Origin of the sequence: Microvirga sp. VF16, assembly GCF_016864375.1 — a bacterium.
Classification (GTDB): domain Bacteria; phylum Pseudomonadota; class Alphaproteobacteria; order Rhizobiales; family Beijerinckiaceae; genus Microvirga.
Map to the genome: position 1 here is coordinate 606,535 of NZ_CP069355.1, position 26,866 is coordinate 633,400.

At 59.5% G+C, this 26,866-nt stretch carries 25 protein-coding genes and 2 pseudogenes; 6 read left to right on the plus strand and 21 right to left on the minus strand.

Translation table 11 applies throughout. The features are described 5' to 3' along the window. Positions 1–78: 78 nt before the first annotated feature. The 3 genes from JO965_RS28295 to JO965_RS28305 all read right to left on the minus strand — a co-directional run bounded on the left by JO965_RS28295 (position 79) and on the right by JO965_RS28305 (position 3,745). Positions 79–1,152 (minus strand): ABC transporter ATP-binding protein, encoded by a 1,074-nt coding sequence (locus JO965_RS28295; RefSeq protein WP_203445524.1) that lies wholly within the window; start codon positions 1,150–1,152, stop codon positions 79–81. A gap of 26 nt (positions 1,153–1,178) precedes the next feature. After that, positions 1,179–2,912 (minus strand): iron ABC transporter permease, encoded by a 1,734-nt coding sequence (locus JO965_RS28300; RefSeq protein ID WP_246777038.1) that lies wholly within the window; start codon positions 2,910–2,912, stop codon positions 1,179–1,181. Positions 2,913–2,989: 77 nt separating this feature from the next. Continuing rightward, entirely contained in the window at positions 2,990–3,745 is a 756-nt protein-coding gene (locus JO965_RS28305; RefSeq protein ID WP_203445376.1) for an SDR family NAD(P)-dependent oxidoreductase, read from the minus strand. A gap of 290 nt (positions 3,746–4,035) precedes the next feature. On the opposite strand from JO965_RS28305, the gene JO965_RS28310 reads away from it, so the two are divergent. After that, positions 4,036–5,178 (plus strand): LacI family DNA-binding transcriptional regulator, encoded by a 1,143-nt coding sequence (locus tag JO965_RS28310; RefSeq protein WP_203445377.1) that lies wholly within the window; start codon positions 4,036–4,038, stop codon positions 5,176–5,178. A 446-nt stretch (positions 5,179–5,624) separates the two neighbouring features. Here JO965_RS28310 and JO965_RS28315 read toward each other — a convergent pair. Beyond that, positions 5,625–5,819 (minus strand): annotated as a pseudogene (locus JO965_RS28315) (transposase); the annotation flags it as partial. Positions 5,820–5,907: 88 nt separating this feature from the next. After that, positions 5,908–6,924 (minus strand): 3'-5' exonuclease, encoded by a 1,017-nt coding sequence (locus JO965_RS28320; protein ID WP_203445378.1) that lies wholly within the window; start codon positions 6,922–6,924, stop codon positions 5,908–5,910. Positions 6,925–7,194: 270 nt separating this feature from the next. Here JO965_RS28320 and JO965_RS28325 point away from each other — a divergent pair, with 270 nt between their 5' ends. Then, positions 7,195–7,404: a cold-shock protein gene (locus JO965_RS28325; RefSeq protein ID WP_203445379.1), complete on the plus strand. Its 210-nt coding sequence runs from the start codon at positions 7,195–7,197 to the stop codon at positions 7,402–7,404. Here JO965_RS28325 and JO965_RS49525 read toward each other — a convergent pair. Next, complete coding sequence (locus tag JO965_RS49525) at positions 7,350–7,679, minus strand: hypothetical protein (protein WP_371826946.1); 330 nt, start codon at positions 7,677–7,679, stop codon at positions 7,350–7,352. The genes JO965_RS28325 and JO965_RS49525 overlap by 55 nt on opposite strands. 76 nt (positions 7,680–7,755) lie before the next feature. Between JO965_RS49525 and JO965_RS28335 the strand changes: the two genes are divergently transcribed. After that, positions 7,756–8,232, plus strand: coding sequence for a hypothetical protein (locus JO965_RS28335; RefSeq protein ID WP_203445381.1), 477 nt, complete (start codon positions 7,756–7,758; stop codon positions 8,230–8,232). A gap of 420 nt (positions 8,233–8,652) precedes the next feature. On the opposite strand, the gene JO965_RS28340 is transcribed toward JO965_RS28335, so the two are convergent. From JO965_RS28340 to JO965_RS28365, 6 genes and pseudogenes are all read right to left on the minus strand, one after another. Beyond that, a complete protein-coding gene (locus tag JO965_RS28340; RefSeq protein WP_203445382.1) occupies positions 8,653–10,365 on the minus strand; it encodes a phospholipase D-like domain-containing protein in 1,713 nt (570 codons plus the stop codon). 202 nt (positions 10,366–10,567) lie between these two features. Then, a complete protein-coding gene (locus tag JO965_RS28345; protein ID WP_203445383.1) occupies positions 10,568–11,617 on the minus strand; it encodes a DUF2278 family protein in 1,050 nt (349 codons plus the stop codon). Positions 11,618–11,929: 312 nt separating this feature from the next. Then, the gene (locus tag JO965_RS28350; RefSeq protein WP_203445384.1) at positions 11,930–14,140 is read right to left on the minus strand and encodes a tetratricopeptide repeat protein; all 2,211 of its coding nucleotides are present in this window, start codon (positions 14,138–14,140) and stop codon (positions 11,930–11,932) included. Between the two features lie 45 nt (positions 14,141–14,185). Continuing rightward, a complete protein-coding gene (locus JO965_RS28355; protein ID WP_203445385.1) occupies positions 14,186–14,404 on the minus strand; it encodes a hypothetical protein in 219 nt (72 codons plus the stop codon). A 282-nt stretch (positions 14,405–14,686) separates the two neighbouring features. Further along, positions 14,687–15,088, minus strand: a pseudogene (locus JO965_RS28360) (transposase); the annotation flags it as partial. A gap of 74 nt (positions 15,089–15,162) precedes the next feature. After that, on the minus strand, positions 15,163–16,128 hold the full coding sequence (locus tag JO965_RS28365) for an IS5 family transposase (RefSeq protein ID WP_203445387.1): 966 nt from the start codon (positions 16,126–16,128) through the stop codon (positions 15,163–15,165). Positions 16,129–16,562: 434 nt separating this feature from the next. Here JO965_RS28365 and JO965_RS28370 point away from each other — a divergent pair, with 434 nt between their 5' ends. Then, on the plus strand, positions 16,563–16,757 hold the full coding sequence (locus JO965_RS28370) for a hypothetical protein (protein WP_203445388.1): 195 nt from the start codon (positions 16,563–16,565) through the stop codon (positions 16,755–16,757). Between the two features lie 122 nt (positions 16,758–16,879). Beyond that, positions 16,880–17,035 carry a hypothetical protein gene (locus JO965_RS28375; protein ID WP_246777039.1) on the plus strand — a complete coding sequence of 52 codons (156 nt, stop codon included), beginning with the start codon at positions 16,880–16,882 and terminating at the stop codon, positions 17,033–17,035. 89 nt (positions 17,036–17,124) lie between these two features. On the opposite strand, the gene JO965_RS28380 is transcribed toward JO965_RS28375, so the two are convergent. The 4 genes from JO965_RS28380 to JO965_RS28395 form a co-directional block, all read right to left on the minus strand. After that, the gene (locus tag JO965_RS28380; RefSeq protein ID WP_203445390.1) at positions 17,125–17,349 is read right to left on the minus strand and encodes a hypothetical protein; all 225 of its coding nucleotides are present in this window, start codon (positions 17,347–17,349) and stop codon (positions 17,125–17,127) included. Between the two features lie 146 nt (positions 17,350–17,495). Beyond that, on the minus strand, positions 17,496–17,768 hold the full coding sequence (locus JO965_RS28385; RefSeq protein ID WP_203445391.1) for a PilZ domain-containing protein: 273 nt from the start codon (positions 17,766–17,768) through the stop codon (positions 17,496–17,498). Further along, positions 17,765–18,043 carry a hypothetical protein gene (locus JO965_RS28390; protein ID WP_371826952.1) on the minus strand — a complete coding sequence of 93 codons (279 nt, stop codon included), beginning with the start codon at positions 18,041–18,043 and terminating at the stop codon, positions 17,765–17,767. Before JO965_RS28390 ends, JO965_RS28385 begins: the two co-directional genes overlap by 4 nt. Before the next feature lie 356 nt (positions 18,044–18,399). After that, entirely contained in the window at positions 18,400–18,669 is a 270-nt protein-coding gene (locus JO965_RS28395; protein ID WP_203445393.1) for a hypothetical protein, read from the minus strand. A gap of 909 nt (positions 18,670–19,578) precedes the next feature. Here JO965_RS28395 and JO965_RS28400 point away from each other — a divergent pair. Next, positions 19,579–20,562: a hypothetical protein gene (locus tag JO965_RS28400; protein WP_371826947.1), complete on the plus strand. Its 984-nt coding sequence runs from the start codon at positions 19,579–19,581 to the stop codon at positions 20,560–20,562. A 296-nt stretch (positions 20,563–20,858) separates the two neighbouring features. Here JO965_RS28400 and JO965_RS28405 read toward each other — a convergent pair whose 3' ends face one another. From JO965_RS28405 to JO965_RS28425, 5 genes are all read right to left on the minus strand, one after another. After that, positions 20,859–21,515: a DUF1007 family protein gene (locus JO965_RS28405; RefSeq protein ID WP_203445395.1), complete on the minus strand. Its 657-nt coding sequence runs from the start codon at positions 21,513–21,515 to the stop codon at positions 20,859–20,861. Between the two features lie 549 nt (positions 21,516–22,064). Further along, entirely contained in the window at positions 22,065–23,471 is a 1,407-nt protein-coding gene (locus JO965_RS28410; protein ID WP_203445396.1) for an ABC transporter ATP-binding protein, read from the minus strand. Then, entirely contained in the window at positions 23,468–24,286 is an 819-nt protein-coding gene (locus JO965_RS28415; protein WP_371826953.1) for an ABC transporter permease, read from the minus strand. The genes JO965_RS28410 and JO965_RS28415 overlap by 4 nt, the downstream gene beginning before the upstream one ends. A 2-nt stretch (positions 24,287–24,288) precedes the next feature. Then, positions 24,289–25,242: an ABC transporter permease gene (locus tag JO965_RS28420; protein ID WP_203445398.1), complete on the minus strand. Its 954-nt coding sequence runs from the start codon at positions 25,240–25,242 to the stop codon at positions 24,289–24,291. Next, on the minus strand, positions 25,239–26,759 hold the full coding sequence (locus JO965_RS28425; protein ID WP_203445399.1) for an ABC transporter substrate-binding protein: 1,521 nt from the start codon (positions 26,757–26,759) through the stop codon (positions 25,239–25,241). The genes JO965_RS28420 and JO965_RS28425 overlap by 4 nt, the downstream gene beginning before the upstream one ends. Between the last annotated feature and the right edge of the window lie 107 nt (positions 26,760–26,866).

Genomic DNA, 26,866 nt, shown 5'->3' on the forward strand with positions numbered 1-26,866 from the left:
CCCTAAGGCTTGCCGTGATTGCCCCGCACATACTTTCCCTCTGAGGGCTCCGGGCGGGTGGAACGGAGCACAAACGTCTCAGGCCTCGCTTTGAAAGAGATGCGCCTGGTCAGCCGCAACGGACAGGGACAGCCGGTCACCGATCCGGAAGCGCTCATAACCGTATGTGACAACCGTCTGAGGTCCGATCGGCGTTGCGACCCGCAACTCGCGCCGGTCGCCGACAAACATCACTTCATTGACTTCGGCGGGCAGGCCGGGCTGATCGCTGCTGCGTACGTTCCAGGACTCCGGACGTACCATGCAGAGCGCTTCGCGTGAGATATGGGCATCACGAATGTTGCCTTTCGCGATCACCTCGCCAGAGGGCAATGCGGCGATAGCCGCCCCCTCGCCGTCCAGCCTCACTGAGACCCGGAACAGGTTCGCCTTACCCAAGAATTCCGCGACGTAACGGACCACGGGACGGAAGTAGAGATCCTCGGGTGCCCCTTTCTGAACGACCTGGCCTTTGTCAAAGAGGAAGATCTCATCGCCCAGCGACATGGCCTCTTCCTGGTCATGGGTCACGAACAGAATGGTCGCACCGATCCGCTCTTGCAGATGTCGAATTTCCTGACGCATTTCGACACGAAGCTTCGCATCCAGGTTGCTAAGCGGTTCGTCCATCAGGATCAGCCGCGGATTTCCCACAAGACAGCGCGCGATCGACACGCGCTGTTGCTGCCCGCCGGACAGTTTCATGGCGCTCTTTTCGGCATGAGCCAACAGGCCAACGATACCGAGCGTCTCCTTGACCCGGCGTGCGATCTCATCACGCGGGACTTTTTGGGCCTTCAAAGGCATCGCGACGTTGCCTTCAACCGTCAGATGCGGCCAGATGGCGTAAGACTGGAACACCATCCCAAGCCGCCGCTTTTCCGGCGGCTGATCGATGCCGCGCTCCGAAGCGTAGACAGCTTCATCGTCGATGAGGATTTCGCCTTTATCGGGATGTTCCAATCCGGCGATGCAGCGCAACGTCGTTGTCTTACCGCAACCGCTGGCTCCGAGCAGCACGGAGATCTTTCCCGATTGAAACGTCACGCTGAGATTGTCGATCGCACGCAGCGGACCAAAGGTTTTGGTCAGTCCTTCCACCCGGACGCTCATTGTTCCTCCTCCCCTGCCTTGTAACTTTAAATTGCCGCAGCCTGCCGTTGCTTCGTCATCAGCGTGACAACCCACATGACGCCCGCCCCCAACACCAACTGCAGGAAGGAAAGAGCGGCCACTTGGGAAAACTCGCCGACAGCCCAAGTATCGAAGCTCAAGATCGAGAGGGTCCGTGTGCTGGCCGTGTAGAGCGGCAGAACCATCGACAATTCAGAGATGAAAATCGAGTAAACCATCACCCAGCTCGAAATGATCGCGGGGAACACCAGCGGCAAGGTCACCCGAAGCATGGTGCTGCCCCAGCCGAAGCCGGAGATGCGGGCGCTTTCTTCGAGCTCTGGGTGAATTTGGACCAAGCTGGACGTAATGGTCCGGACGGAATAGCTGACATAGCGTCCGATCAGGCCGATGATAATGATCCAGATGGTCCCATAGACCGTCCATGGCATCCACAGCCAAAAGAAGCTGACGCCAAGAGCAAAAGCGAGGCTTGGCACTGACATCGGCAGCAATACGACATGCTCAAGCAGATGGCGTCCGCGCATCCGGGTGCGTGTCGAAATCCAGGAGACGGCAAGTCCAAGCACTGTCGCTGCAGTCGCAGCGATAAGGGTAATGAGCAGACTGTTGACGAGGGTCGCGCTCACGTCGTCCGACTGCCAGAGGAAAGTGATATTCGCCCAGGTCCATTTGCCGGACCACGTATAGGTCGAGAGCGCAGCTGCGATGATGATGATGATCGGGCCGATCACGGTCAGGAGCAGGTAGAGCCAGATGATGCCCGCTACGACGTACCGCCCGGCCGCCAGATGAATAATCCGCGGGCGAAACCCCTTTCCGGTCACCGTGACGAAGGAGCGTCCGCGCAAGGCCCAACTTTGGAGAAGGTTAGCGATGACCGATAGGATCATGAGGTAGATCGCGAGCACCGCAACGATTCCAAAGCTCGGCGGGAATTGCTGGAGCTCCAGATAAATACGAGAGGTCAGGAGGTAAATTTCCTTCGTCATGCCCAGCAAAACCGGCGTGCCGAACAGGCCGATGCTGATGACGAACGCGAGCACGGCGCCCGACAGGATCGAGGGGGCGACGACAGGCAGAGTGATCTGCAGCATTGTCCGCACGCGACTGAGACCCGAAACCTGTGCGGCCTCCTCAAGGCTTGGATCCATGTTGCGCAGCGCAGCCGCCACGATCATCATGACGTAGGGCGCAATGTAGATCCCCGTGGTCCAAATGATGCCGGTGTAGGTGTAGATATCGAGCGGTTCGGCGAGGCCCAGTCCGGTTGCCGGCAGGTTGAACAGACCGATGCGCGGGGCACCGATCAGCACCCAGGCAAACGCGCCGACAAAGGGCGGGATGAAGATCGGCATGGTGGCGAGCTGTTCGAGCGTCCGGGCGAACGGCACGTTTGTGCGAACCAGACACCAGGCCAGAACCACGCCGATGACGGCCGCCAGCACCATGGATCCGATCGAGATGACAACGGTATTCCATGCAGCGAGCCAGTATCCGGATTGTCCCATCACGGTTCTGATGGCGTCAAAAGTGAGGACGAGCTTTCCGCCCTCAGTCTCAACGAAGCCCCGGAGGATAAGAGCAACAAGGGGCATCAATGAGAAGATTGCCAAGACGATGCAGGCGATCGTCAACCAACCGGCCTGCTGGGCGGACCGGGATCTCAGCCTCTCGAACAGCAGTGGAGCACTGCGCGGAGGTGAACCGGTCTGAACGGTTGCGTTAGTTGCCATCATTCCTCCCATCGTCTTTCGGGTCTTTTTGACCTTGTTTTTGCCGGACGCACTTCTTGCGCCGATCTGGAGCCTCGTTCTCAGTAGGTCGCGCGACCCCCTGTCAGATCGAATGTAAAGCCGGTTGTGAAACTGCAAGCCGGGCTTGCAATCCAGGCGACCATTTCCGCCACCTCATCGACGCGCACGATCCGGCCCATCGGGATCTTTGCCTTAATGGTCGAGATGAACTCAGGGGTCATTTCCTTCAACAGCTCCGTCTCTGCCATGGTGGGCGCGATGCAATTCACCGTGACACCAGACGTGGCGAGTTCCTTTGCAAGCGACTTGCTGAAGGCAATGACCCCACCTTTTGCAGCTGCATAAGCGCTGCCGCCCGGATTGCCTTCTTTGCCCGCAATCGACGCAACATTGATGATCCTGCCATAACCCCTCTCGCGCATGTGCGGGGCCGCGACCCGGCAGCCATGGAAGACGCCGTTTAGATCAATCGCCAAGACCTTCTGCCACGCGTCTAAGGGGTAATCCCAGGTAGAACGGATCGGCCCGTTGATGCCGGCGTTGTTGACGAGGATCTCGACCTGACCCGTTTTGGCGATGACATCAGCGAAGGCGCTTGCGACTGCAGCGGCGTCGGAGACATCGACTGTCTGCTTGAGGATTGGCGAGAAGCCAGCCGTACTCTCCTCAAAGCCGTCGAAATTCACATCCCAGAGCACCACACGGCAGCCAGCGCGTGCAAGCCTCTGAGCGATCCCAAGACCCAAGCCCCGTGCGCCGCCGGTGACGATAGCGGTTTGGCCTGACAAGTCCGTTAGATTGCCGGAGCTAGGCATATTGAGTGCTTTCTTTCGTGGTTAGGCGGCGTAGTCACGGTTAAGCGTTTGCAAAGCTTGCAGCTCGCAAGTCGATCCTAAAGTTCAACGGCGCTATACTATACGCGATACTGTATCTAGGCTTAGTGCTCGATTTCCTCAACCTAAGCTTCTGCGCTATTCATCCAGTTGGAAGCGCTTCCATATTTAATATGACGCGGAAATAGAGGCTGTCAAGTGCACTCTTAGCTTGCCTGCAAGCCTCTCCTGAAATATGGTTTCGGTTCAACAGATGACCTTAGGAGAAATCAGTGGGCGTAACGATTGCCGACGTTGCACGACGAGCCAATGTCGGAGCGGGCACGGTCTCACGCGTTCTCAACGGCTCTAAGAATGTGTCCAAGGAGACCCGTGAAAGGGTCGAAGCCTGCATCCGCGAGCTCGGCTACGTACCCAACTTGGTCGCTCGGGGCTTGGCCGCGAACCGGACGGGGATGATCAGCGCGATCATCCCTGCGATCGGCTACACGCAGCACGCTGAAGTCATGCAAGGCTTGGGCGACGTTCTGCACGAAAACGGCATCCAAATCATGATTGGCCATTGCGGCTACTCGATTGAGCGAGAGGAGCAGATCGTGGCCGACTTTTTGGAGCGGCGGCCCGATGCTTTCTATCTCACCGGAGGATGGCACACCGAACAGACGAGGCGCTTGCTCCAAGCCAGTGGTTTGCCGGTCGTCGAGGGAGCTAACCTTTTTTTCGACGATCCGATCGACTCCGTGGTTGGGTACGACAACTTCGAAGCGGGGCGTCAGATCGTGCACCTTCTTCACAGGCGTGGACACCGGCGCATGGCAATCGTCACCAGTTCGCGTGAGCCGAATGATCGTATAGCGGACCGCCTCAGGGGCTATCTGGCTGCGGCGCGCGAACTCGATATCGACATGCATGAGCTGGTTTTTTACTGTGAGAACAGCTTTCTGGGCGGTGCCGAAGCTGTTGATCGCGCCATGAGCCTGTCGAACCCCGTCGACCTGCTGCTTTGTTCCACAGACGTGATGGCAGTTGGCGCCGTCTTTCAATGCCAGCGGCGCGGCGTGTCGGTGCCACGCCAGCTTGCGATCTGCGGATTCGACGACCTGCCGATCGCACGTTCGCTGACTCCAGCGTTGACGACTGTTAGCGTTGATCGTGTCGGAATGGGCCGGAGGGCTGGTCAGTTGCTGTTGCAGAGGATCACCGGCGAAGCCGCGCCTTGCAAAAAGATTGATGTCGGGTTCGTGATCTGTGAGCGCGAAAGCACGTATGCGTCGTTCGGCGGGGCAGAGGCGCGTGAGCAGTTTACAGCAACGAATGGTGAGTTCGATCGAGTCGAGGCTGGCAATCGTCAATCAACTGGCCTGCTCGAGGGGTCGCGAGCTCAGCCTCGCCAGCGGCGCGCCGCGCGGAAGTAACCCAGGCTGAACCGTTGCTTCAGTCGCATCTTTGACGAAAACCGTGACATGGGACGTGTCCTTGCGTGGCTCGATCCCCCACAGCTTACGAGCAAGCGGGGCAGGAGCACGGCTGGACCATTCCATTAGCAGTCGTTCTCGTGTGGCTTCTCCGAAGTTCCTTGGCCTCTCCACAGTTCGTCATCGTGTCATTGAGCTCATGGCGCTCACCGACGAGTGATCTGCGATTGGATCGCGGCAGCTCCGGCTTAGGTACGGCAATCCAGTCTCAATCCAACATGCTCGACCGCAGGGCGCAGGTGCATCAGCTCATTCAGCCGCTCAATTGGAATTGTTTGTCGAGCGCGTAGGCTAGGTAGGTAATTAGCAGACGTCCGGATGCAGCAACGGTGCTTCCTTGATTGCCGCGCGGCGATCAGGCTGGAAGTTCCTCAATCCAGATCGTCGCGCAATAACACGCTATTCCAGGAACCGAACGCCTCGGGCAGGTCGCGCCAGGGGGCCCCGGTGCGTACCATCCACAGCACCGCCTCGACGAAGAGCCTGTTATCAGACCCTGAGCGGCCGGGATCGCCGGCCTTCCCGGGCAGCAATGGCGCGATCCGCTCCCACTGCTCGTCCTTCAGCACCAAACGATTCAAGGCTGACCTCCTGTTTCCCAGCCTTGAATCAAATTTCAGCCAGTGCGGGAAGCCTTCAGGTCCCTTAATGTCCACAAGCCTTAGAGGACTAGAAGCGGAAGCGCTCGAACGCCGTAATCTTCTGGATGAAAGGCTCGAGCTCCCGCCGATACACCTCGTCCCGCAGAAATGCGACCTCGGCCTCAAGGGCCTCCTCGCCGACCTCGATCCACCATGACTTCGGCCGGCCATTGCTGCCGTCGTTCCAGCGGTACGACCTTCTTTTCAGGACGTCCTTCTGCTCAAAAGGCGTGCTCTCGGCCCAGATCCGGAACCGCGGCTTACGGGCCGTGTTCAACAGACGGGCGAAGGGTGAGCCCGCCTCATCCGGTAGAGGATGACACAGGACCTCCAGCAGAGCGTGGCAATCATCGGTGGCGCGATGTCCATGATGGAACCAGCCGCATTGCCCTAGCAGATAGGCGAGCTTGGTCCCCTCGAAGCCATGTTCCGCCCACGCGATCTCCGAATTGGAGCAGGCCCAGGCCTTGACGCTGAAGCCTCGGGCCAGACGCTCGCAAAACGGGCGATCGAAGCTGGCGTTGTGAGCGATCAGCAGATGTGCCGGCTCCAGAAAGCGCTCCACCTCGTCCAGGTCCAGCACATGGCCCTTGACCATCTCGGGCGTGATCTTATGGACTTTCATGGCCTCCGGGCTGATCGGGACCGCAGGCTGACGCAAGGCGTTGAACACGCCGATGACATCGCCGATCTGGCCCGCCTCGTTGAACGTGAAGGCCACCATCCCGAGCTCAATCACCTCGTCGGTCGCATCCTTGCCGGTTGTCTCAGTGTCGACAATGATGCCGATCCTCTCACCGTCATCCATGGTCCGATCGGATATGATCGGACGCGGCATCAGCTCCCGCAGGACACGGTATCGACCCGTCTCCTGCAAGGCCTGGGCCGCGGCATCATAATGGGCAGGATTGAGCTTGAAGGAACTCGCTTCCGCAAGTTCATGCCTCGGCTGCCGACGCACCGGCGCTGGTCCCCGAGAGCGTTGGGTCTCGATCGGCACTAACGGAGCGTCAAACCCGAGAAACAGGTCTGCCTGCCCACTCATACCGCCCCTCCTGACCTATCGCCGGACCACCTGGGCCCAGGATCAGGATACGGAGGGCACGCTTACGGGATACCCGTCGCCATAGGGTGAGCCGCCGGTATCAACAGAAAACGGATAATATTCTCTTTTTGTTCACGGCGGCATTTCGGCGCGATGCCGGCTTGCCAAACGATCTCGACCCATTAGCTTGGTCGTCCGCATCGATCGGACCCCTGCTTTCCAGCAGGGTCCGCTTGTGCGGTATCCTCGAACTGACCAAGAGAGACTTTGATGCCGACCGGAACCGTGAAATGGTACAATGAAACGAAAGGATATGGTTTTATCCAGCCTGATCATGGCGGGAAAGACGTGTTCGTCCATGCCTCCGCGCTGGAACGCGCAGGCCTCCGCGGTCTCGCGGAGGGTCAAAAGATTACCTACGAAATTCAAACGGATCGCCGGTCCGGCAAGGATTCCGCAAGCGATCTACGAACCGTCTGATTGTTATAATTGCAATACCGAAGCCGCCCCAGGGCGGCTTTTTGCATGCTCACGCACTCTCGGCAAAAGCCCCTCATCCTCCAGAAGGGCCAGACCGCCATCAAACGGTTCCGGTCGATGGATCGCAAAACCCTGGCGAAATCGATGCCAATGGCAGAGACCATCGACAAGCTCTCGCGGTTCTCAATGAACCCGGCCACTGTTCCAGCCCGCAACTCACGGGCGATCTGGTGGATCGACTTGACGATATGCCGGTCAACGCCCTTCCCCACCATGCTCCGCACGAAGCTGCCGTCAATTTTGACGATGTCGACCGGGGTTACCTCTCGAACCTGCCTCAGGATATCTCCTATGACCGACCAGAATGACCGCGCGCGCCGGATCGCAGACGCTGTGCTCAGCCCAAAGCCCGCCGGTGCGGACGAGCCGCGGAACGCGAGCCCGGCGGAGCAGGAGCTGATACCGCTCCGCACCCTGATGCTCGGATTGGCCGACGAGCTTCGAACCCGGCGCTCAGTGGCGGCGATCACGGCACTCGAGGCCAGAGACATTTCAGGCCAGTTCCGGAGTGAAGACTACTCCCTGCACAACAACGCCGGGCGGCATAAGACACTCCGGATCACCTTCATGTTCAAAAACCCTGGCATGATTCCGCTCCTCACCGTGCACGGCCTGGATGATGAAGGGCGCGCAGAGATCGCGCCGCTGATGCAGGACGGTCGCATCCCGGCGCATCGCATGGATCAGATCCTTGATGTCTTGGAATGTTTCCTGACGCGGTTCCTTGCGGCGCCTCAGGCCTCAGCCAACCGGTCTGAAAGAGGATAAAACGGCGTCTTGGGTTGGCGGTTTTTCCAAATCGGGGGAAAACCCCTCGGTGACCGCCCGGGGGTCGTTACTAACTCTGCCGCGTGCAATGATGGCTCCCACCTGTCGCAAAACACAAGCCCTGCCGCGGCCTCCCGGCACATGCCGAAGCGGGCGCCGATTACGCAGCTGTCCCTCGGGTCCTGGTTGACATGACAAAGCCGATGTCCGAGCTCCGGCGCTTCCGGTCCCTCGGCTGGCCAAAACACAGCCGCAGCCCGTGATGACGGCGGCGGCCATGACAATCATCCGGTTGGGTACATGGCTCATGGCACGTCGCGCTCGCAAACTCACCAATCCGCCTTCACCGGACTCATGGGGACATCGACGCCGGACCGATGCCGTCGCCCGGAGACTCTTCAGCGATGCAAGTTCATCCCTTCATTGCATGAAGAAACGTCGACGCTTTTCCTTCGGCCCAGGCTCGAAGTGCGATGGCAGCCATTCGGATGTCTTCTCTTTCAGGTAACCGGCGTCGGGGTCATGCTGGCCGCCCGCCTTCAACTTGGCAATCACATAACGAACGTAGTGATGGTCGAAGATCCGCATGAACTCGCCGAAGTAGATATCGGCGACACGGGTGTCTCCTCGGATCACAAGCATGTTTTCGTCATTCTTCTCCTGCGAGGGCTCGCTGAAGTTTGCTGTGCCAGTCACGACAATGGGATCATCACCGAGTGGATCAACGAGGAGGAACTTGTCGTGGATGTAGCGGTTTCGGTTAAACCCGGTCAGAACCTCGCCGAGAAAGTTCTCCAGATCGCCTTTTTCGAGCTTGGCGCCTGCCGCGATGATGGTATTGCGGTTGCGCCGCACCTCCGTTTCTCGCGCCTCGTCCAAGGTCTTGTCGAAGATGAGATAACTGAGGGCATCCGACTCGCCCTGAACGGCGGTTTGGAACACCGGGTCGAAATTGAAGGCAAAGGTCATGCAGGCAATCCTCTGCGCCGAGGCGAGAAGATCGGCAAACCAGGCTAGTGTCGGCGTGGTGGTGTCCGGATCCTCCTCGTCGCGCGGACTGAACAGGGTCAGAAGGCGATCGGCCGGAGGCCATTCATGCAGCGCCGGGGTTGCCTCCACGGCCTGATTGCGTGTCCGAAGCCGGCTTGCAGTGACGGATGGGGCGGCGAGTGCCTCCCAATAGTCGAGGTAACGCTGAGCAATGCCACGGTCCCAGACCGCATGGCCAACATTTGAGTGCCCAAAAAGTCCACCCGCCGAGATGTTGGTTGACCCGGTCCAAACAGCGACCGGCACGTCATGGTGGAGCAGCACGATGAACTTGTTGTGCCGAATGCCGGCACGGGATTTCTGCGGCGTGCAGATATGCTCGATGCCAACCGCCGCAATCATTGCCTCGTTCTCATCCTTGTAGGACTGCGCCTCGTAGCGGATGTCGACATCGGCACCGGCGGTGGCGGCCGCCTTGAACGACTCGCCAATGGCGGGATACCGGAACTCGTAGAGCATGGCCCGCAGCTTATAGTCGGCGGCATCGGGTCCCGCAGCGCGGGCGATAAAGCCAGTGAGCGCCTCGAAGAGGCCGCGCGACAGCCACTTCATCGGCTCAGAGGCCGGGTCGTTCTCATCGGGCTTGGTCTTCCCGAATTTGCGGACATAGGCTTGAGATCCGGCGACCCCACGATTGAAGAAGATGTCGTGACGGATGCGATGGTCATCGGCTTCGGCGCCCTCCTCGCATTCGGTGGTAATCTCGACCGTTGTGGCGGCGGCAGTGTCCAAATCCAGGAGCTTTGGTTTGCCGTACACAGGCACCACGCGATACTGGTAAGTCACGCCTGGCTTTACTGTGTAGTCTCCCCACTGAAAGGTTTGGATCGGGTGCTCGGATGTCGGCACGGGCGCGCCGGGAGGGAGCCCCTCGTCCTTGATTCTGAAGCGCTTGACCCCACGCAGCCAGTATCGCTCGACGAGGCGACCGTCCTTGGCCAATTCACTCCGTTCCACGGCAAAGCCGAGCAACCCCTCGCGTTTGTCCTCTTGGCCCTCGATAAAATCCCAGGCAAGGGTGACGACGTGGAGCCCGCCAATGGCACGCACCGTGAGCACGGGTCCTTCAACAATCTTGCGCATGGATGCTCCCTCTTCGTGATCGCAAATTGGATTGATCCGACTGCCTTTGACATTCGAATGCTGCGAGGGAGGTCGTCCTTCGCCTGTTCCCATCGCAAAGCCACGGCGTTCAATCGCGGGGCACGGCGGCAGGGCTGCGGACGCTGGTCGCTGCGGGAGGCCTAATCGAGCCTCCCGAATGCCCTTTACCGCGCCGCCTCACTCATGACTGGAACGGGATTGTCCGCCCGGGTTGTCGGGCCTGCTCCTTCGTATAGGACACGCCATGGACCTTGATTCCACGAGCGTCGAGCAATGAGATGATCCCGCCCTTGTTTGACAGCTTGACGGGATCCTCCATCACGATCACCCGTGTCGAACCGGCTTCGATGGCGCCGGACAGCGAGAAGCGGTTCTTTTGTTTGTCGGCGATCTGCCATCCGGCCAGGTCGACCGCAACGTCGGCCGTGTTCAGAAGGGTGACCGTCTCGCGCTCCGGAGTCCGCACGTCGTTCACGTACGCTGCGATGATGCGAACCAGCCCATCAGGCACATCGAATGGTGGGATCCGGTTGGGATCAACAGGTATATGGGGCAGGTTAGGGTGATCGGGATCGGGCTGCCCGATGACATCGCCGCTTGCGTCATCCGAATGCCAGGCCTGTGTCTGGAACTTCAGAAAGATCGCGGTCCATTGCCGTTGTCCAGGAAACTCAAAGATGAGACCGCCATCCTGCCAGGGGCCATTTTGCGCGGCAAAGCGTCCCGGCGGATTGCCTTGATTGTAATGGATGTCGTGCACCCCCCGGCCCGGCTTGAAACCGAAGTACTTATCGGCCTTATCGTTTTCGGGACCCCACGTCTCCCCGAAGGCATAGATCATCGCCAGTTCGTCGGACATAGCGCGTTGAACATAAGCATCGATCTTCTCGTTCAGGTCATTATCCGGTCCGCTCGCCGAGAGAGGAAGTGGTCTGAACTCCCAGGGTTGAGCAATGTTCCCGCGGATAAAGTCCAGGGCAACGCCGCCTGGGCGGCTTGCGATCGGATGAAGCCCCTCCGGCAGTTCTGTCAGCATGTCGTTGATCGGATGCTCGAAGCGTGAGCGGACAAGGAACTCGACCTCGCTTCCGTCCTGCGATCTGACATTGATCGCGATCCGATGGAGCGTGCCGTTCTCGGACACGAGCACTTGGTAGTGGGGACTGGCGCCCGTCGCCAGACGGTTGTTGATGGGCCGTCCCTTGAGGACGGCGTAGTTCTTCAATGGCATCGTGTGCTCCATCCGGTCGTGGTGAGAGGACGAGCCTCAGAGCAGTCAGCGCTGAGGCGGTGGACTTGCCGTTGTGGCCTCCTGGGCCAATTTCGAACTGGTCTGAGAACGATTTCCAGAGCTCACTGCAGTGAACCGATCAGCATATGCACAAAATTCGTCACGGTAAGGTGACAAGATCAGCAACCTAGGACGAGCCGTTGACCCGACCCTGTTGATTTGGGCTATCGTAGACCACGAGGAGTTCCCTTCGATCGCCACGATCCATGATGCACATGCCCTCCGGCTTCAGCGTTAACGCATTGTAACTATCTAGCGATGCCTGTTTTCGCTCATGGCGAGCTTTCGCACTGCATCTCGATTTGCGGCGAACACAGGGCTCTGGCCGTATGCGACGGCATGCTCTGCGTGCTCCAGAGCTTCGTCGTACAATCCGAGAGCCGCGAGTTCGGCGGCCAAATTGTTGTGCGCCTCTGCATGACGCGCATTCAGCTCAAGGGCGCGTCGCAAATGATACAGGGCAGCCTGTCGATCCACCAACTCCGAATAACAGAGACCGATGTTGGCGTGGAGGTCCGCATCACCCTCCTCGAGCACTAAAGCAGCCCGATACAGCACGACCGCGGCAGCCGGATCCCCTGCCTGAAGCCGTACGTTCCCGAGTTCCCGCATCGCCCTCCATTCCTGCGGCTTGATCTCAAGAACGCGTTCGAAGTCAGCAACAGCGCCATCATACTCACCCATCTGTGCTCGCAGACAGCCCCGGTTCATGTGCGCTTCGTAGTAGGGTGGCGAGAGTGCAATCGCCTGCGCGTAAGCGGCAAGCGCTTCGTGCTCCCGTCCAGGCGTCCTGGTCAGAAGATTTGCGAGATCGTTGTAGTATTCACCATAATAAGGATCGCAGTTGATCGCTTCTCTCAGTTGTGTTTCTGCCCGAGTGTCATCGCCAGAAAGTTCATAGACTTGGCTTGTGTTGTAGATCAGAATGGAGCGATGGAGCTTGAACTGGCTGTCTCCGTAGACCTCAAGCATTTTGTGGTTGCCGCAGTCGCAGATATCAAGGGCTTCCTGGAGCTTACCCTGACGCGCTTTGATATAGGCGTAGGCATTCTCTGCGAATATCTTAATGTAGTTGTATTTGGGATGCGCTCGGAAGGCGCTCTCGATCAACTCAAGATTTCTGATCGCAAAGGTTTCTGCCCGACCGAGATCGACAGGGATACGATATCGCCCATACGTCATCGTCTGGGCGTAAAGAGCAGTTGGCAGAAAGCGGCTTTGGGGAAACCGGTCGCAGAACTCCTCCAGAAACGGGACCGCGGCCGGCGCACCGCCCATCGCATATAAAACGAAGGCCGCGTTGATGAAAAGTCCGTTAACGGGTTCGTCTCCCGTTCCATACGACCTCAGATCGGGATCGGCATACAGAGGAGAGAAAAATTGAAACCAGGTGTCGTAGAGGCCAATGCCCATAAGGACTTCGCAGGGTTCGGCCAGCGCTTCCGCTCGACGAAATTTATCTCGGAGACCGAGCGCATAGGCCGTGACGAGAGGACCCTCACCGCGCCTAAACGCGGCAAGCGCCGTCTCGTGCCGCTGTACACGATAACTCTCAATCGTCTCTGTCCGAAGCGTCTCTGCACTACGTCGCGCAATCATATCGCCAGTTAGCCCACCCCCGATGTAGTCGAGGGCAAGCTCTTCCCGGCGTGCGAGGGTCTGCGACGCTAAATAAAAATCGATCGCCACCTCTGCACTCGAGTGGGGATCGATCAGAATGCCCGCTTTCCAGCACGTTCGCAGCGCACGGCCGATGTTCGGATTGCCGCGGCTCAGTGCGTAAATGTGGTCTCGCTGAAGCTTGGGAATGTCAGCAAGATCGAGCTCTTCCTCGAACACTGCCTGTGACAGGACTGGCCAAGCGATGACCGAATCGGTCTGTACATCAAGCCTCAATGGAGCCGCTACGAGCACCAGCACAAGAGCGTCGCTGCGTCGTCTGAGCCGAGCAAGGACATCGATCAACCGGCGGGATGTACTCGACATCTGATCCGCGTCGTTAATCAACAGGAGGACGCGTCTGCTGCTTGCGCTGAGCGCTTCACACAAGAACTCAGCCAAGCCGACGAGCAGCTTCATTTGGTATTCGTGATGATAGAACCGCGTGCGCTCCTCCCAGTTTGAGCTATTGGTCAGGTCACGTGGAACAGAGAACGCGGCTGAATCAATCGTCGGAAGGATACGTTTGAGCGTTTGCTCGTGCTTAGAGACGAGCGAAGGGTGACATAATTCAGACCAGCGCAGCAAATTGATCACCAGATCGTGGAAACCCGAAAGGTAACCACCAGTCATCAAGCGGCCATCTGTTGAAAGGAACTCACGTCCGAGGCGTTCACTGACCAATCGAACCGCAGCGATTTGGCCTTGCCCGGGATCTCCCGCCACAATGGTGACGAAGGAGCTTGCGACGGCTGCCTGTATTCTGTCGACGAGCTCAGCGCGAAATGACTCGGCAGGGCGCACCTGGGAAGCCTTATGGGAGGTTACGGCCGAAGCTATTACAACTGATCAGACTGTACCTGTGTACGGAGTCGTCGTCCTTATTCTTGTTTTCGTTAACGTCACTGTTTTAATGATCGAAGTTCCTTTCGGAGCCCCGGTCTCGTATACGAGCTTTTGCTCCTCGGTCGACTCTTTCTTTTCCTCTGTTTCAGTTTCTGTAACAATCTCTGGATACTTTAGATTGTGTGGGTTCACACGTTCCTCGAAAACCTTGTCTTCGGCCATTCTAAGCCTCCAAGCTAATCGTTTCCAGATACCCGCTGTTTACATTCCCATTGTTCATCCATTGTCTCTGCGGGTCAAGATCACTTAGTAGAACTCGCATAAAAATTCTTCCCGAGCAGCTGTGAGATCTCAAGAGGCAGTCCGGTTCTGTCACAATTTCGCAGTATGATCTAGAAAATCGAAGGATTTCGGGGAGGTCTGATGGGGGTGTTTAATCGCGGGCCATTTTGCCGGGATTTTTTTAAGTAAGAGCCAGCTCGAGCCGCCCTCGAACTGGCTCTAGCCGACAATATGGCGGACAATGGCTCCGTTCTTCTGCTCGACAAAGGTTTGGTCGTTCTTGCAGCAGGGCCTGCTGCAGGTGAAGGCGATCGCCTGATGCAGGCAATAATCCCGCATCCTCTCGTTCATGAAGACGCTGTCATTGTCCGTATCGAACCGCAGGAGCGCAAAGGGAAGGAGCTTGCGGATCTCGGAGAGAACTTCTGTCAACAGCTGCTGCGCGCGAAAGAGCACCGGCGCGCACTCGGTCCAGCCCGAGGCCATATCGGTCAGAACCAAGGTCAGGATGAAGCTGCCGCTGGCGCCCGGATCACCATGGGCGACCAGATCGGCTTTCACAAAGCCGGGAGGGGGATCATGTCAGTCGGCAAAGATTCGCACCGGAACACAGCGCCGCACGGCCAGGGAGGGCACGGACCGGGACCGTGTTGCATGGATCAGTTGGCGAACGTACTGAGTCCACCGCATGCATTTGTTCAGGTAGTGCGAATGGACTTCGGGCGTCCAAACTCAAGCATGCAGTTCAGGGCATGAACCGCGATAGCGACCTCGGTGGCGCGGCGGGGTTCCGTCCGCGAGCCCAGCGCATCCCCGATCACGCGTTTGAACCGGCTGATGGAGGTCTCCACCAGGGCCCGTCGAGTGTACCCGGACCTCTGCTGCCAGCCCATACGTCCACGCTCGGCGATGCTTTGGAGGTGCCGGTCGCGCTGGGTCGGCGTGCTCTCTGCCATGTCGCTCGGCACCGCAGTTGATCGCGGTGGAACAACCACCTGGGCCTCAGGATGGCGCTGGTCGACAGTGCCGTAGACGCCGGCCTGATCGTCAGCCCCATCACCGGTAAGGGAAGCGAGGGAGCCCGTGATTTGGTCGAGCAACGGTTCGATCTGCGATCCATCGTCGACATCATGGGGCGTCAACTCTGTCGCGAGGATCTGGCCGGTCTCCGCGTCGACCCCGATGTGCAGCTTGCGCCAGGATCGGCGCCTGCGGGTGCCGTGCTTCTCAGCCAGCCACTCACCGGATCCACACAGCCGCAATCCTGTGCTGTCGACCAGCAGGTAAACAGGCTCGCCGCGAGAAACGGGTCTTGGCATCTCCAGCATTTCGGCCCAGCGGCTCAGGGTTGAGTGATCCCGCACCGCCAGATCGAGACCGAGGAGTTGGAGGATCGAGCCGATCAGACCTTCGGTTTGGCGCAGCGCCAACCGGAACACCGCCCGCAACGTCAGGGCCGTTCTGATGGCGAGGGCAGAATAGTGAGGCTGACCGCCTCGCGTCGTGCGGGGCTCGGCACGCCAGGCTGCGATTGCTTCCTCGGTGAACCACACCGTGAGGCTCCCCCGCTGGCGCAGGGCCGTGTCATACTCGGCCCAATTTGTAACCCGGTGCCGCTGCTTCGGAATACGGTGGCGGCGAGCGGCATGAGCCTTGAAGGGCATGACAGGGATCTTTGCTCAGAAGCCGAATGGGCCTCTACGCTATCCAGCCGCGGTTACCAACTCACTCATCCATGCAACAAGGCCCCAAGGAGCCGCGCCCCGTCTTTGCAGCTTGTCAGCTTCCTTTAATCAGCTCAGTCTCACCCCAGCTACCTTGCATCGGCAGCTGTCGGCGAGCCCGGTATCGGCACGGATGTACCGCACCTCTGAGATCCTCGCCAGACAAACAGCGAGACAGCCCCCCTCATCCCCCGCCATACCTCCGGCGTGGCCTGCTCTCAGAGTGCAGTAGCTGAAGCCGCCAGCCTTAACCCTGACACGGCTTTGAATTGGCAGTTTGCGACTTATGTCTTAAAAGTCAGCCTACAAGCTGTTCCGTGAGAGCGCTCATGATGAGCGGCTGGAGCCCAGCACGATAAACTGCACAGGGGCTCATGATGAGCGACTACACTGGGCATGATCGCCCTTTTCCCGACTGGTATCCGTACGTCTTTTTAGCTGTCATGATCGCTGGCGCGGCACTCTGTGGGCAGATGATCTTCGGCACGACATCTTCGTCACCTCAGCCGCCTGAAGAGATCAGCATCGCTCGCAATAAGCCGGCCGGCATTACTCACCGGCGTTCTTGAGCCGCATTGGCCTCGTCCGAGGCGGTCTTAAACTTGGAAACAAGAGTGCACCTGGCGGACCTTGCCGGTGACGCGCCATCTCTCACGGGGCAGCAATGATTTACGGACACAATGAGACGGATATGGCATTAGATCAGAAGCGACACGAGGTGGACGAGCGCTTGGCTCGGGAAACCCGAATTGGCTGGCTCACAGTGGCTGTCACTACCTTTCTCGTCATCTTTGGCGCAGTCATCGTCACCTACCTCTTCCTCAATGCCGGCATCATTCGCTGGTAGCAAGATTGCCCGGCTCGAAGTGCGGCGCCCGGCAGATCAAGATGACGACCAACATCCATGACTCTACACAAGGACGCCCGGTACTGCCTTCAGATCGAAGGAGCCGATCCTCTTGCTGCCTGCGCATTGCCCTTGGGCGGCAAGTCCTCCGGCACGACTTCCTCCAGTGGCTCCAGAAGCGACCGCAGGAACTCGATTGTCTCGACAGTCTCGATGAGGAGGGCCTGTCCCTCGTCGAGAGGGAGATCGCCCTCGTGCTCTGACGCTGCCTTGAGCCGATCAACGATATCGAGCCTGGATATGCGCCCTCCCATCGTCTTCGCTGGGTAATGTCTGAGATCATAATGAGCCCTACCAGCCTAAGCCAGTCGGGCACCAACCGCCGCCGAGCTCACCGGCGAGCCCGTCAACACCTATTCTGAGAAATAGTGGGCCGACTGTGATGTTAGGATTTCGCGGTTCAGCGATATCCAGCCTGCTGCGGCCAAATAAAAGTGACGCCGCACTCCTCGCCTTCGCGCCATACCATGCGGGCTTCAACATTCAGAGCCAATTGCGGGATCTCTAACTCAAACTCATGCGGCAGATCGACAGCGGTCGCAAACGTCAGCTTTGCCCCGCCGGCAGTGATATTCTGCACGTGGCACTGAAAGGTTGTGGCCCCGTCGCAGCTGGTAGCCGTTGCACGAAGAGCCGACTCTCGTCGGCAATACCGACGGCGATCGCTCATCATAGCATTCTCGTAACGACCCGCGCCGATCCACCGTCGTGTAGATTGGCCTCGGCGGGCAGCATGTCGAGCTGGATTGCCATGAGAAGGTTGCCGGCCTCGTCTACAACGTTGAGCTGCCAGTCGCGCCAATCTTCCTCGTCAAACCCTACCCCCTGGCGTAATTCCTCTATGGTCTGCATCACTTGACGCTGCATTTCCACGAGATCAGCAACCTCAATCCCAGTGCTATCCGGGATGCTCTCGTGCCTGCTCGCCAAGTGAAAGTAGCACCGCATATTCACCAGAGCTCCACGGTAAGGTTTTTGTTGAGTTTCGAGCCTTATTAGGACGGCACGCAGATGCCCATTTGTGCTCCCGGCTGGTACGCAGCCTCGGCCAAAAGTGCCCCGATTACGCTTCCGCACCTGGTCTACGCACTCTAAGACAGGTTAAAAAGGGCTGCCGTTGCCAGCAGCCCAAGTTGTGGGAGGAACGACACCCCTCAGAGTGTACGGTGCTGCGGATCGATGCAGGCCGCGCAGCGCCATTACCATTATGGCCCTGAGCAGGAAATACTCTGTTGCAGATGTAATCGTTTACGTAATTTTATTTTTAACAGAATTGTGTCTTTGTGTTAGTAAAGTCACAGTAACTAGATGTTTAATACGTATAAAAGTGTTCTCTGCCCGACATTCGCCCGAAGGAAAGGCGCCGTTGAGCCGGTCGGACCCGCCTCGTAGCAGAACAACAATTCGCTGTGCTGGCTCGCCAGCTTGTGGACCAGACGCCGGACCGCCTCGGGCGTGTTGTCGATGTCGCCGAGGAAGGGGATCTCGCCCTGGCGGCCATCTTCGGCCACGGCGACGGAGTTCTTCAGTTTCGAGGTATCCAGACCGACAAACACTTTGCTATTCTGCAGCATCGCTCGTCCCCTGTGCGGGAGGCTCGGCACCGGGCCATCCGGCGCAACCCTCGCAATCGCACAGCTTGGGACGAGCCACCTCCGCCAGCAACGAACATAAACATACGGTCTGCCCATGTAAGACGGCTTCGGGATTCCCCCTGCCCTCCTCCATTCCGACTAACGCGATGATCTTCCTGGCATTGATGCGCGATTTAAACACTGCGACCGTTTGTTGGCCAGCTGGGTTCAACCCCTTCCAAATTCAAGCAACGTTTGTGAGCGCGCATCTCACGTTAACTGCCCAGAGCTAACGAGAATCTCAGGTTTAGTGCCCAAACTTTCGTCTCAGCACCCAAGCTAAGTCACTGAAATGATTAGATCGCCTGTCTCACGCCAAAATGCCCAGTGACAATGAGGTTCTGTGGGGCCGCTTGCGAGCGGGTATTCCAAGAAGGTGGCGACCAAGCCCGTTCAGCGGCAGATTCAATGAGAGCTCAGACTGCGAACAATAGCGTTGCCCCACAACTCCTTATGCTCTCCAATGTGGTGGCGGCGGGTGGTGTTATGTTTGAAGGGCATGATGGCAGGGTGCTCGCTATTGCAGATCCCGCTCGCTTACCTCGACCGGATGAATGGATCCCTGCACCAACTCTCCGCTTGGCTCGTTCTTGCGGGTCAGCCTCATGAAGCATACAAGTGAACCGCGCCTATCTTCGCCAATGGTGATATGGCCAGACCAGCGGGCTCGGTCTCATGGGCCGATGGCGACGGTGCACTTGCCTGAGCCGCGGTCCACCAATCGCTGATTGGACACGAGGCCATGAGCGCGGCACCGGCAGTGTGGACTCGACGACGGATGCTCGCCCCAGGTAATCTCGTTTTTGAAACCTCCCCGAGAAGATGGGGTTAAAATGGGAGAGTTGTCTTTTGACTCATGACTGGATATCTCGCCTTAGTCTCATCGCCCTCGCCCTCCTCGCATTGCAGCACTCGGTTGTGGCGCAGCCGACATCGAATCTTCCAGCGTGGCTCGAGACGCATGTCGGTGAGGGAGACGGCCAGATTGCAGCCGTGGTGCTGCAAAGGGCGCGGGCGCTCTATCTGCGGAAAGTGAGCGAGGGCAGGGTGAGGAATCCATGCTACTTCGCCATGGACGCGACCCGTCCCGCCAATCTGAGCAATGGCCGTTTGGGACGCCGGTTCTACATCATCTGTGAGGCTGAGAGGTATTTTCGCGCGGTGGCTTCCGGTCATGGAAGCGGTCGTATCCTGAAGGGTCTTGCAGATTTCTCCAATGGAAGACAGTGCGCGAAGAACTTTGGCAATGCGCAAGATTCGCTGCTAACTGCCGGCGGGGCCTATGTGACGGCCGAGACGAAAACGTCCTTCAAAGGTTATTACCGCACCTCGACGGGCAAGGACGCGGTTCTGATGCGCTCCTTCGTGCAGTTCGACGGCGAAGGCGAGACGGCAAGCGCCAGAGTGAGGGCGATCGGCGGGCATGCCGCTCATGTGTTGAGAGCAACGTGCCGTCGCAAAAGACCGGACAGTCCGTACGCCGGTAATGACGGCTATGTCCCGGTTGGAAAACTGGTCGACTACGCCGCCGGTCGCAGCAACGGCTGCACAAGTTGGTCTGTATCGGATGCCGAGCAGATCGTTCCGATGATGAACAGACCGGCCACTCTTTACATCTATCCTGAATCAGCTGACATCGATGCCGTCGGGCGCGTCGCAGGGGCTGGCCGCTCGCTGTCGCACGCCGGTCTCTACTGGAACGCATCCTGCCTGAAGCAAATCGGGGCGCCGAAATTCTGGTCGGCAGTGAGTCTCGAGCCGATCATCGCCCGCTATGAGAAGGCGCGCCCGGCACCAGCACCGCAACCGCTACCGATCTGCGAGGAGCCGTAACGAGGCTTACATGGTCTAATCGAGCGGCGTGACCGTCTTGCTGGCAACCAGCTTGGACGGCGTCGATGGCACGCTCGCTGGTGATCTGCAGTGCGTCCTCTCACGCCAGCGCAGTGCGCCCGATGCATGACAGTCTCAAACACTCCAGCATGACGTCCTGGTTGCCTCAAGCAAACAAGGTTTCGCCGCTATTCAGGCTGTCGAGCAGCCGGCCGTGGGAAGGACCGCCACCGCGGCAAGAACGATACGAGGCAACACATGGCGTCCAGGATCTGACGCCGGAAGCGAAACACCACTCAGGGGCATACGATCCGTACTCGATGGGCAAATTGCTCACCATAGCCTGCGGCGGAAGTCAGAGCCTGAAAGAAGGCTTCCGAAAGCTGTTGCGGCTTTTGGGCTGTCAAGGGTTTCTGAGGCGTTGGTCCGGTCACCGCGACGGCACAGCTCTTGGGTGACCCCTTGAGTGTGACGGCATCCTCCGCGGCCATACCAATTGAGACGAAATAGGTTGGGTCGTAGATCTCGAGCGAGACGGTCTTACCGGCAACCGCTGGGGTCTTGAGCGGCAGGACAAAGGTGAGAGTCAGAGCGTCGTCGGCAAAGATCATGCCATAGTCTGTCGGCTCTTGGAACTCCTGCTTGTGACCGTTCCACTTAAGAACGGTGAAGTAGTCGAATTCTGTGAGCGACAGAGTGTTCTGCCGCGCCAGGTCCCGAAGCTCGTCCGGGGTGAGCTTGCCATCGTGGTCCGCATCAAGGCCCTGAGTCATGAAGGTCGAGTTCCCCGGATCGAAGGTCCAGGCGTGCCGTACCCCTGACACCTTTCCATCAAGGGTGAATAGAACCTCGGCCCGTGCCATCACCCATACATGCGGATGGGCCCAAGCCGAATTTGCCATCACGAAAGTGGCAAGACCGAGAACCCGACACCACAGGCCAATGTGTCCCATGAGAAGTCACCTCAGGGAAGACACCGACCGCATGATGGATGGTTTTGCGAAACTTCCCGCGCGGCTCTGGATCAACGACAATTGCGGCAGCAGAGAGGCTGAGCCTTCCGATTGGCTCAGCCATGGGCAGCCATTCGCTAGCTCGTGAGAGCCGCATAAGGCCGGCACGTTGTTGCGGATTATGTCAATGTCAGTGCTAGCCGGCTCGCCCGGCTCCAGCAGTCGCCGAGCAGATCTTCTCACCGATGCGGGCCCCATCCGCTGTATCAGACCAGTGATCAGCTCCTGCGTCAACGAGAGGCATGGCAGGAAAACCCGTCTCTCAGCGAGCCAGGGCTGCTTTGACAGTGACAAAACCGAGCGCGGCGGGAGAGTGCGAGGCCGGCGGTGGCGCCATCCCCGGCCTCGTAGGCGCTCGCGACCCCAGATCATTGAGAGGCATCCCGACGCTCCCGCCGCCCCGCAGCAGAACCCGCACTTGATCGCCACCCGGAACGACCACGACCGGACGGATCCAAACCTACCGACCCCTCCCTGGATTGAGACCGCTCACTCTCTCAGGCCTAGCGTTCGTGTCGATACCTTAAGGGCGACATCCCGGTCGTGGGTTACCAGCAAAACCGCGAGGCCGGTTTCGGCAACGATCTCCTGCAGGAACGTGATCACGTCCTTCTGGCTGACGGGGTCCAGCCGGGAGGTGGCCTCGTCCGCAAAAAGAAACGCCGGATCGAGCAGCAGAGCTCGCAGCAGCGCGAAGCGCTGCAACTCACCGCCGGAAATCTGGCTCGGCAGACGATCGAGCAACGCGTCCGGCAATCGTAGGCGCCGGCACAGCGAGTCGACGGTTGCCCAGTCCTTGCCATGCAGGCGGACCAGATCTCGCAATCCCTTGCGGATCGTCTGATGCGGCGCGAAAGCTGCAGGCGGATCCTGGTAAAGCTTCTGGAAACGAAGAAACGAGAGTTCTCGCGTTCGCTCCACTGTCCCCGCATCAGGCGCGACCAGGCCGAGCAGAATATTGCCGACCGTCGTCTTGCCGCAGCCACTCGGGCCGAAGATCGAGACGATCTCGCCGGCTGCAATCTCAATATCGAGACCGGAGAACAGGACCTTGTCACCGTATCTCTTTTCCAGTCCGCGACCAACAATCACCGGCTCGCCGGATGGCGTCGGTGCACGCTGCTCCCAATGGGAAGGCTCGGCGGCAAGAAGCGCCTTCGTATAGCCATGCTCGGGCGCTTCCAGCAGCTTATGGGCCGGACCATATTCGACCAGCCGACCGTCCAGCATGACGCCAATCATCCCTTCGAGCGCTCTTGCCACCCCAACATCATGGGTGATGGTGAAGAGCAACCGCCCCATCTCCACTTCCTGCCTCAAGCGGGCCGTCACGGAGTCCTTGAGCGCGGCATCGAGACCCTTGGTCGGCTCGTCGGCGATCAGCAATTCGGCGTTTGCGGCATGCGCCATGGCGATGGCCACCCGTTGCCCCATGCCGCCGGACATCTGAAACGGATAGAGCGCCGCAGCTGACGCCAGCGACACTTCAGAAAGATTGTCCATGGCGGCTTCCACGCTCTCGGCAGCCGTCTTCCCTTTCACATAATGATGGATTTCGGCCACTTGCGGCGCCACGCGCATAGTCGGATCGAGCGCGAGCCACGGCTCCTGCGGCAGGAGGCAGATGCTTCGGCCCCAACGACGGCGCCGCTCGGGGGGCGTTTCGCCCAGAAGATCCAAGCCCTCGAAGATCACGCTGCCTGTGGCATGCAGTTCCAGCGGCAGATTGCCCATGATCGCCTGAGCAACCAGAGATTTTCCGGAACCGCTCTCGCCGAGAAGGGTCAATGGCCGCCCCCGACCCAGATCAAACGAAACGCCAGAAACAATGCTGCCCTCTCGCGACAGGATGGACAGGTTCGAGACCGAGAGATCGGAACACACATGGATGTTCATGCCCGATCTCCTTGCGCGAGCAGTTGCAGGCCGAGAACGAGCAGAAAGATCAGCAGTGCTGGAAGCAAAACGTGCACGGGCGCCTCCGCGTAGTAGGGCAGTAGCTCGACGATCATGCTGCCGAGCTCCGGCGTGGGCGGCTGGAGGCCGACGCTGACTGCACTCAGTGTCGATACGGCGATGATCGCGGTCGCCATGGCAAATGCCGAAAGCGTGGCGATCATCGGTCCGATCACCGGCAGGACGTAATGCACGAGGATATAGCGCGAGCCGAATCCGAGCATGCGCGCCGCCTCGATATGCGGCTGGGCCAGCACCGTTCTCGTGGTCGCCTTGGTGACGCGATAGAATTCCACCCACAAGGTGAGCGACAGGCCGAGGAACAGAGGGCCGTAGTTACCCGGTGAAAAAGCGAGCAACAGAAGCACCAGCATGAGTCCAGGCAAGGCAAGGACAACGGTCGCCACGAACTCGAGCGCGCGCTCCGCCCACCCGCCTCGCCATGCGGCGAGAAGACCGAGCAGGACACCGGGTATGGCGGCCGCAAGCATGGTCAGGAAGGCCATGCCGAAGGAGAGGCGCGCGCCGTGGGCCAACCGCGCCAGCAGGCTGCGCCCATAATGATCGGAGCCCAGCAGGTATTCGCCGCCAATCGGCGCGAGGCTCGCACCGAAATCCTGCGCAGCAGGGTCTGTGGGAATGAGGACAGGGCCTATGACGGCAAAACAGGCGAGCAGCACGAGGAGGCCGCCTCCGGCGATGCGCGCCGCTCCGATTCCCATCGTCGGTCTCGTGTCTAAAGCCTGGTCGATCATGCTCATGCCGATCTCCCCACACGCGGATCGAGCCAGACGGTGAGACCATCCACGATCGCGCCAATGGCGACGAACATCAGCCCCATCATCAGCGCCGTTCCCTGGACCATCGGGATGTCCCGTTCGACGATCGCATGAACCAAGGCGTGGCCGATGCCGGGATAGGCGAACAGGGATTCCACCACCACGACTCCTTCGATCAGATAAATCGCCTGCAGGCCGAGATAGGAGACGACGGGAATCGCCGCGTTTCTCAGTCCGTGCCGCCTGACGACGACGGCTTCGGGAAGCCCCTTGGAGCGAGCGAAGGCAAAATAGGGGGCTCGGGCCACGGCTGCGACGGCGTTGCGCGTCACACGGCTCGACATGGCCGCAAGCCCGAGCGCCAGCGTCAGCGCCGGCAGCAGGATTTCCCGCGGCGACCCGAAGCCGGCCGGCGGCAACCAGCCGAGCTGCCGGGAAAAGACGAGCATGAGGATGAGACCGAGCACGAAGGGCGGCACGGCGCGAAAAACGACGGCGCCCATGAGGCCGATCCGATCTGCCGCTCCGCCGGGCTTCAGGCCTCCGAACAGGCCGACAATCGGGCCGATCAGCAGCGACAGCAGAAGAGCTGCAGCCGCAAGCCAGATCGAGGCGCCGAGCTGCACCTGCAGTTCATGGGCCACGGGGCTTCCCGTGACCAGAGAATGGCCGAGATCGAATTGGGCGAGATTGCCGAGCCATTCGATGAACTGCACAGCGATCGGCCGGTCGAGCCCGAGCTCAAGCCGAACCTTTTCCGCCGCATCGGCGATCCGTGCGTCCGGGCCGTAACGTCCCGCCGCAATGCGCATGGCCGGGTCACCCGGCAGCACGCGCATCAGGACAAAGCACAAGGCCCCGACGACGATCGCCACAAGGCCGGCCTGCAGCAGGCGTGCCACGAGAAAGTTTTTGATCACCGCCCCCGTCATTCGGCCCATCGGATCGCTGAAAGGCCGTAGTTCACTTCGAGCGGATCCACCTCAACGCCGGTGATGCGCTTGCTGGAAACGATGGCAAGTTCGGACCAGGTGACGGGAATGCTCGGCAGTTCCTGTTGCAGGATTTCGATCGCGCGCGTCTGGAGCGGCGCACGAGCGTCCGGGTCACTCGTCGCCGCGAGCTTTTCGACGATGCCCTGCATCTCCTTGTTGTCCCATCCCGTGGAACCCCAATCGCTGCCGCCCGGGCCATAATCCTGCAGCAGGGTGCCGACCGGGTCGGGGACGATTGAATAAAGGCGTGAGATCAGCCCCATCTCCAGCGTTCCATCCTTGTGGCGGGCCGGAATCTCCGAACTGTTGCCGACGGATACCTTGGCTTCAATGCCGACCTGCCGAAGCTGCGCCTGAAGCGCGGTGGCAATCGGGGGCAGTTCGGGCCAGCTGGCATAGGTGAGCATCGTCACGGAAAAGCGCTTGCCGTCCTTCTCCAGAATGCCGTCGCTCCCTGGCCGCCAACCGGCGGCCGCCAAGAGCTCCTTTGCCTTTGCGACATTCCGCTCCAGAGGCCGAACGGTGGCGACATTCCATCCCTTCATGGCTGGTGGGAAAAGCTGGGTCGCGGTAAGATCGGGATTGCGCAGGATGACTTTGGTGATGCCGACGCGGTCGATGGCGGCGCTGACCGCCTGCCGCTCCTCGACCTGGTCGAAGAAGGGCGAGGCCGCATTGACCTTCAGGATCCGGGTACGAGGAATAGTGGCGATCCGTACGTCCAGTTTCGGATTAGCCCTCAGCCGATCAACCGAAACTGGGAGCATCGAGAAGACGAGGTCAGCCTCACCGCTTTCCGCCATCAGCGCGCGGGTTTCTCCTTGCCCAACGGCAAGGTAGCTGACCTCGTCGATACCGGGCTTGCCGCCCCACCACGATCCCGAGGCCTGCAACTCAAGCCGTGCCGGCGGCGTAAGGGCTTTGACCTTGTAGGGACCGGTACTCACGATCTGCGTGACCTTGCCTGCAGCATCGAAGGATGACGACGCCAGGATGATCGTGCTGAAATGCACGAGATAGGCGGGCAATGCGGAAAACGGCTTGGTCAACCGTATCCGGACGTCGCTGCCGTCGCTCGTAATTTCAGCGATCGGAGCCTGAGCCAGGACACCGACTCCCGCCAGCGCCCGCTTGAGGCTGGCAGCGACAGCCTCGGCGGTTACTGCGGTTCCATCATGGAATGCAGCGTTGCCGCGGAGCTTGAAAGTCCAGGTGAGGCCGTCATCCGAAACGGCCCACTTTTCCGCAAGGCCAGGAACGAGCGCTCCCTGTTTGTCGGTCGTCACGAGGGTCTCAGCGACCTGAAGTCGGCTGAAGACATAGCCAGTCTGTGCCGGCTCGATGCCAGTGATTTCCCATGGTCCGGCCACTTTGAGCGCCTTGGCAGAGGCGGAGCTGACCGACAGGGGCGCTGCGAGCGCCAGCGTGAGGAAAAGCGCTTGTATGGTGCGCATTGCATTCTGCCTTGTTGATTGGACGTGATGACGACTGGTCAATCTGTTCTCTGATATTCGCGGGTTGCGAACGGCTCCGGGCATATGCCCAAAACCGTCAGGAGAGA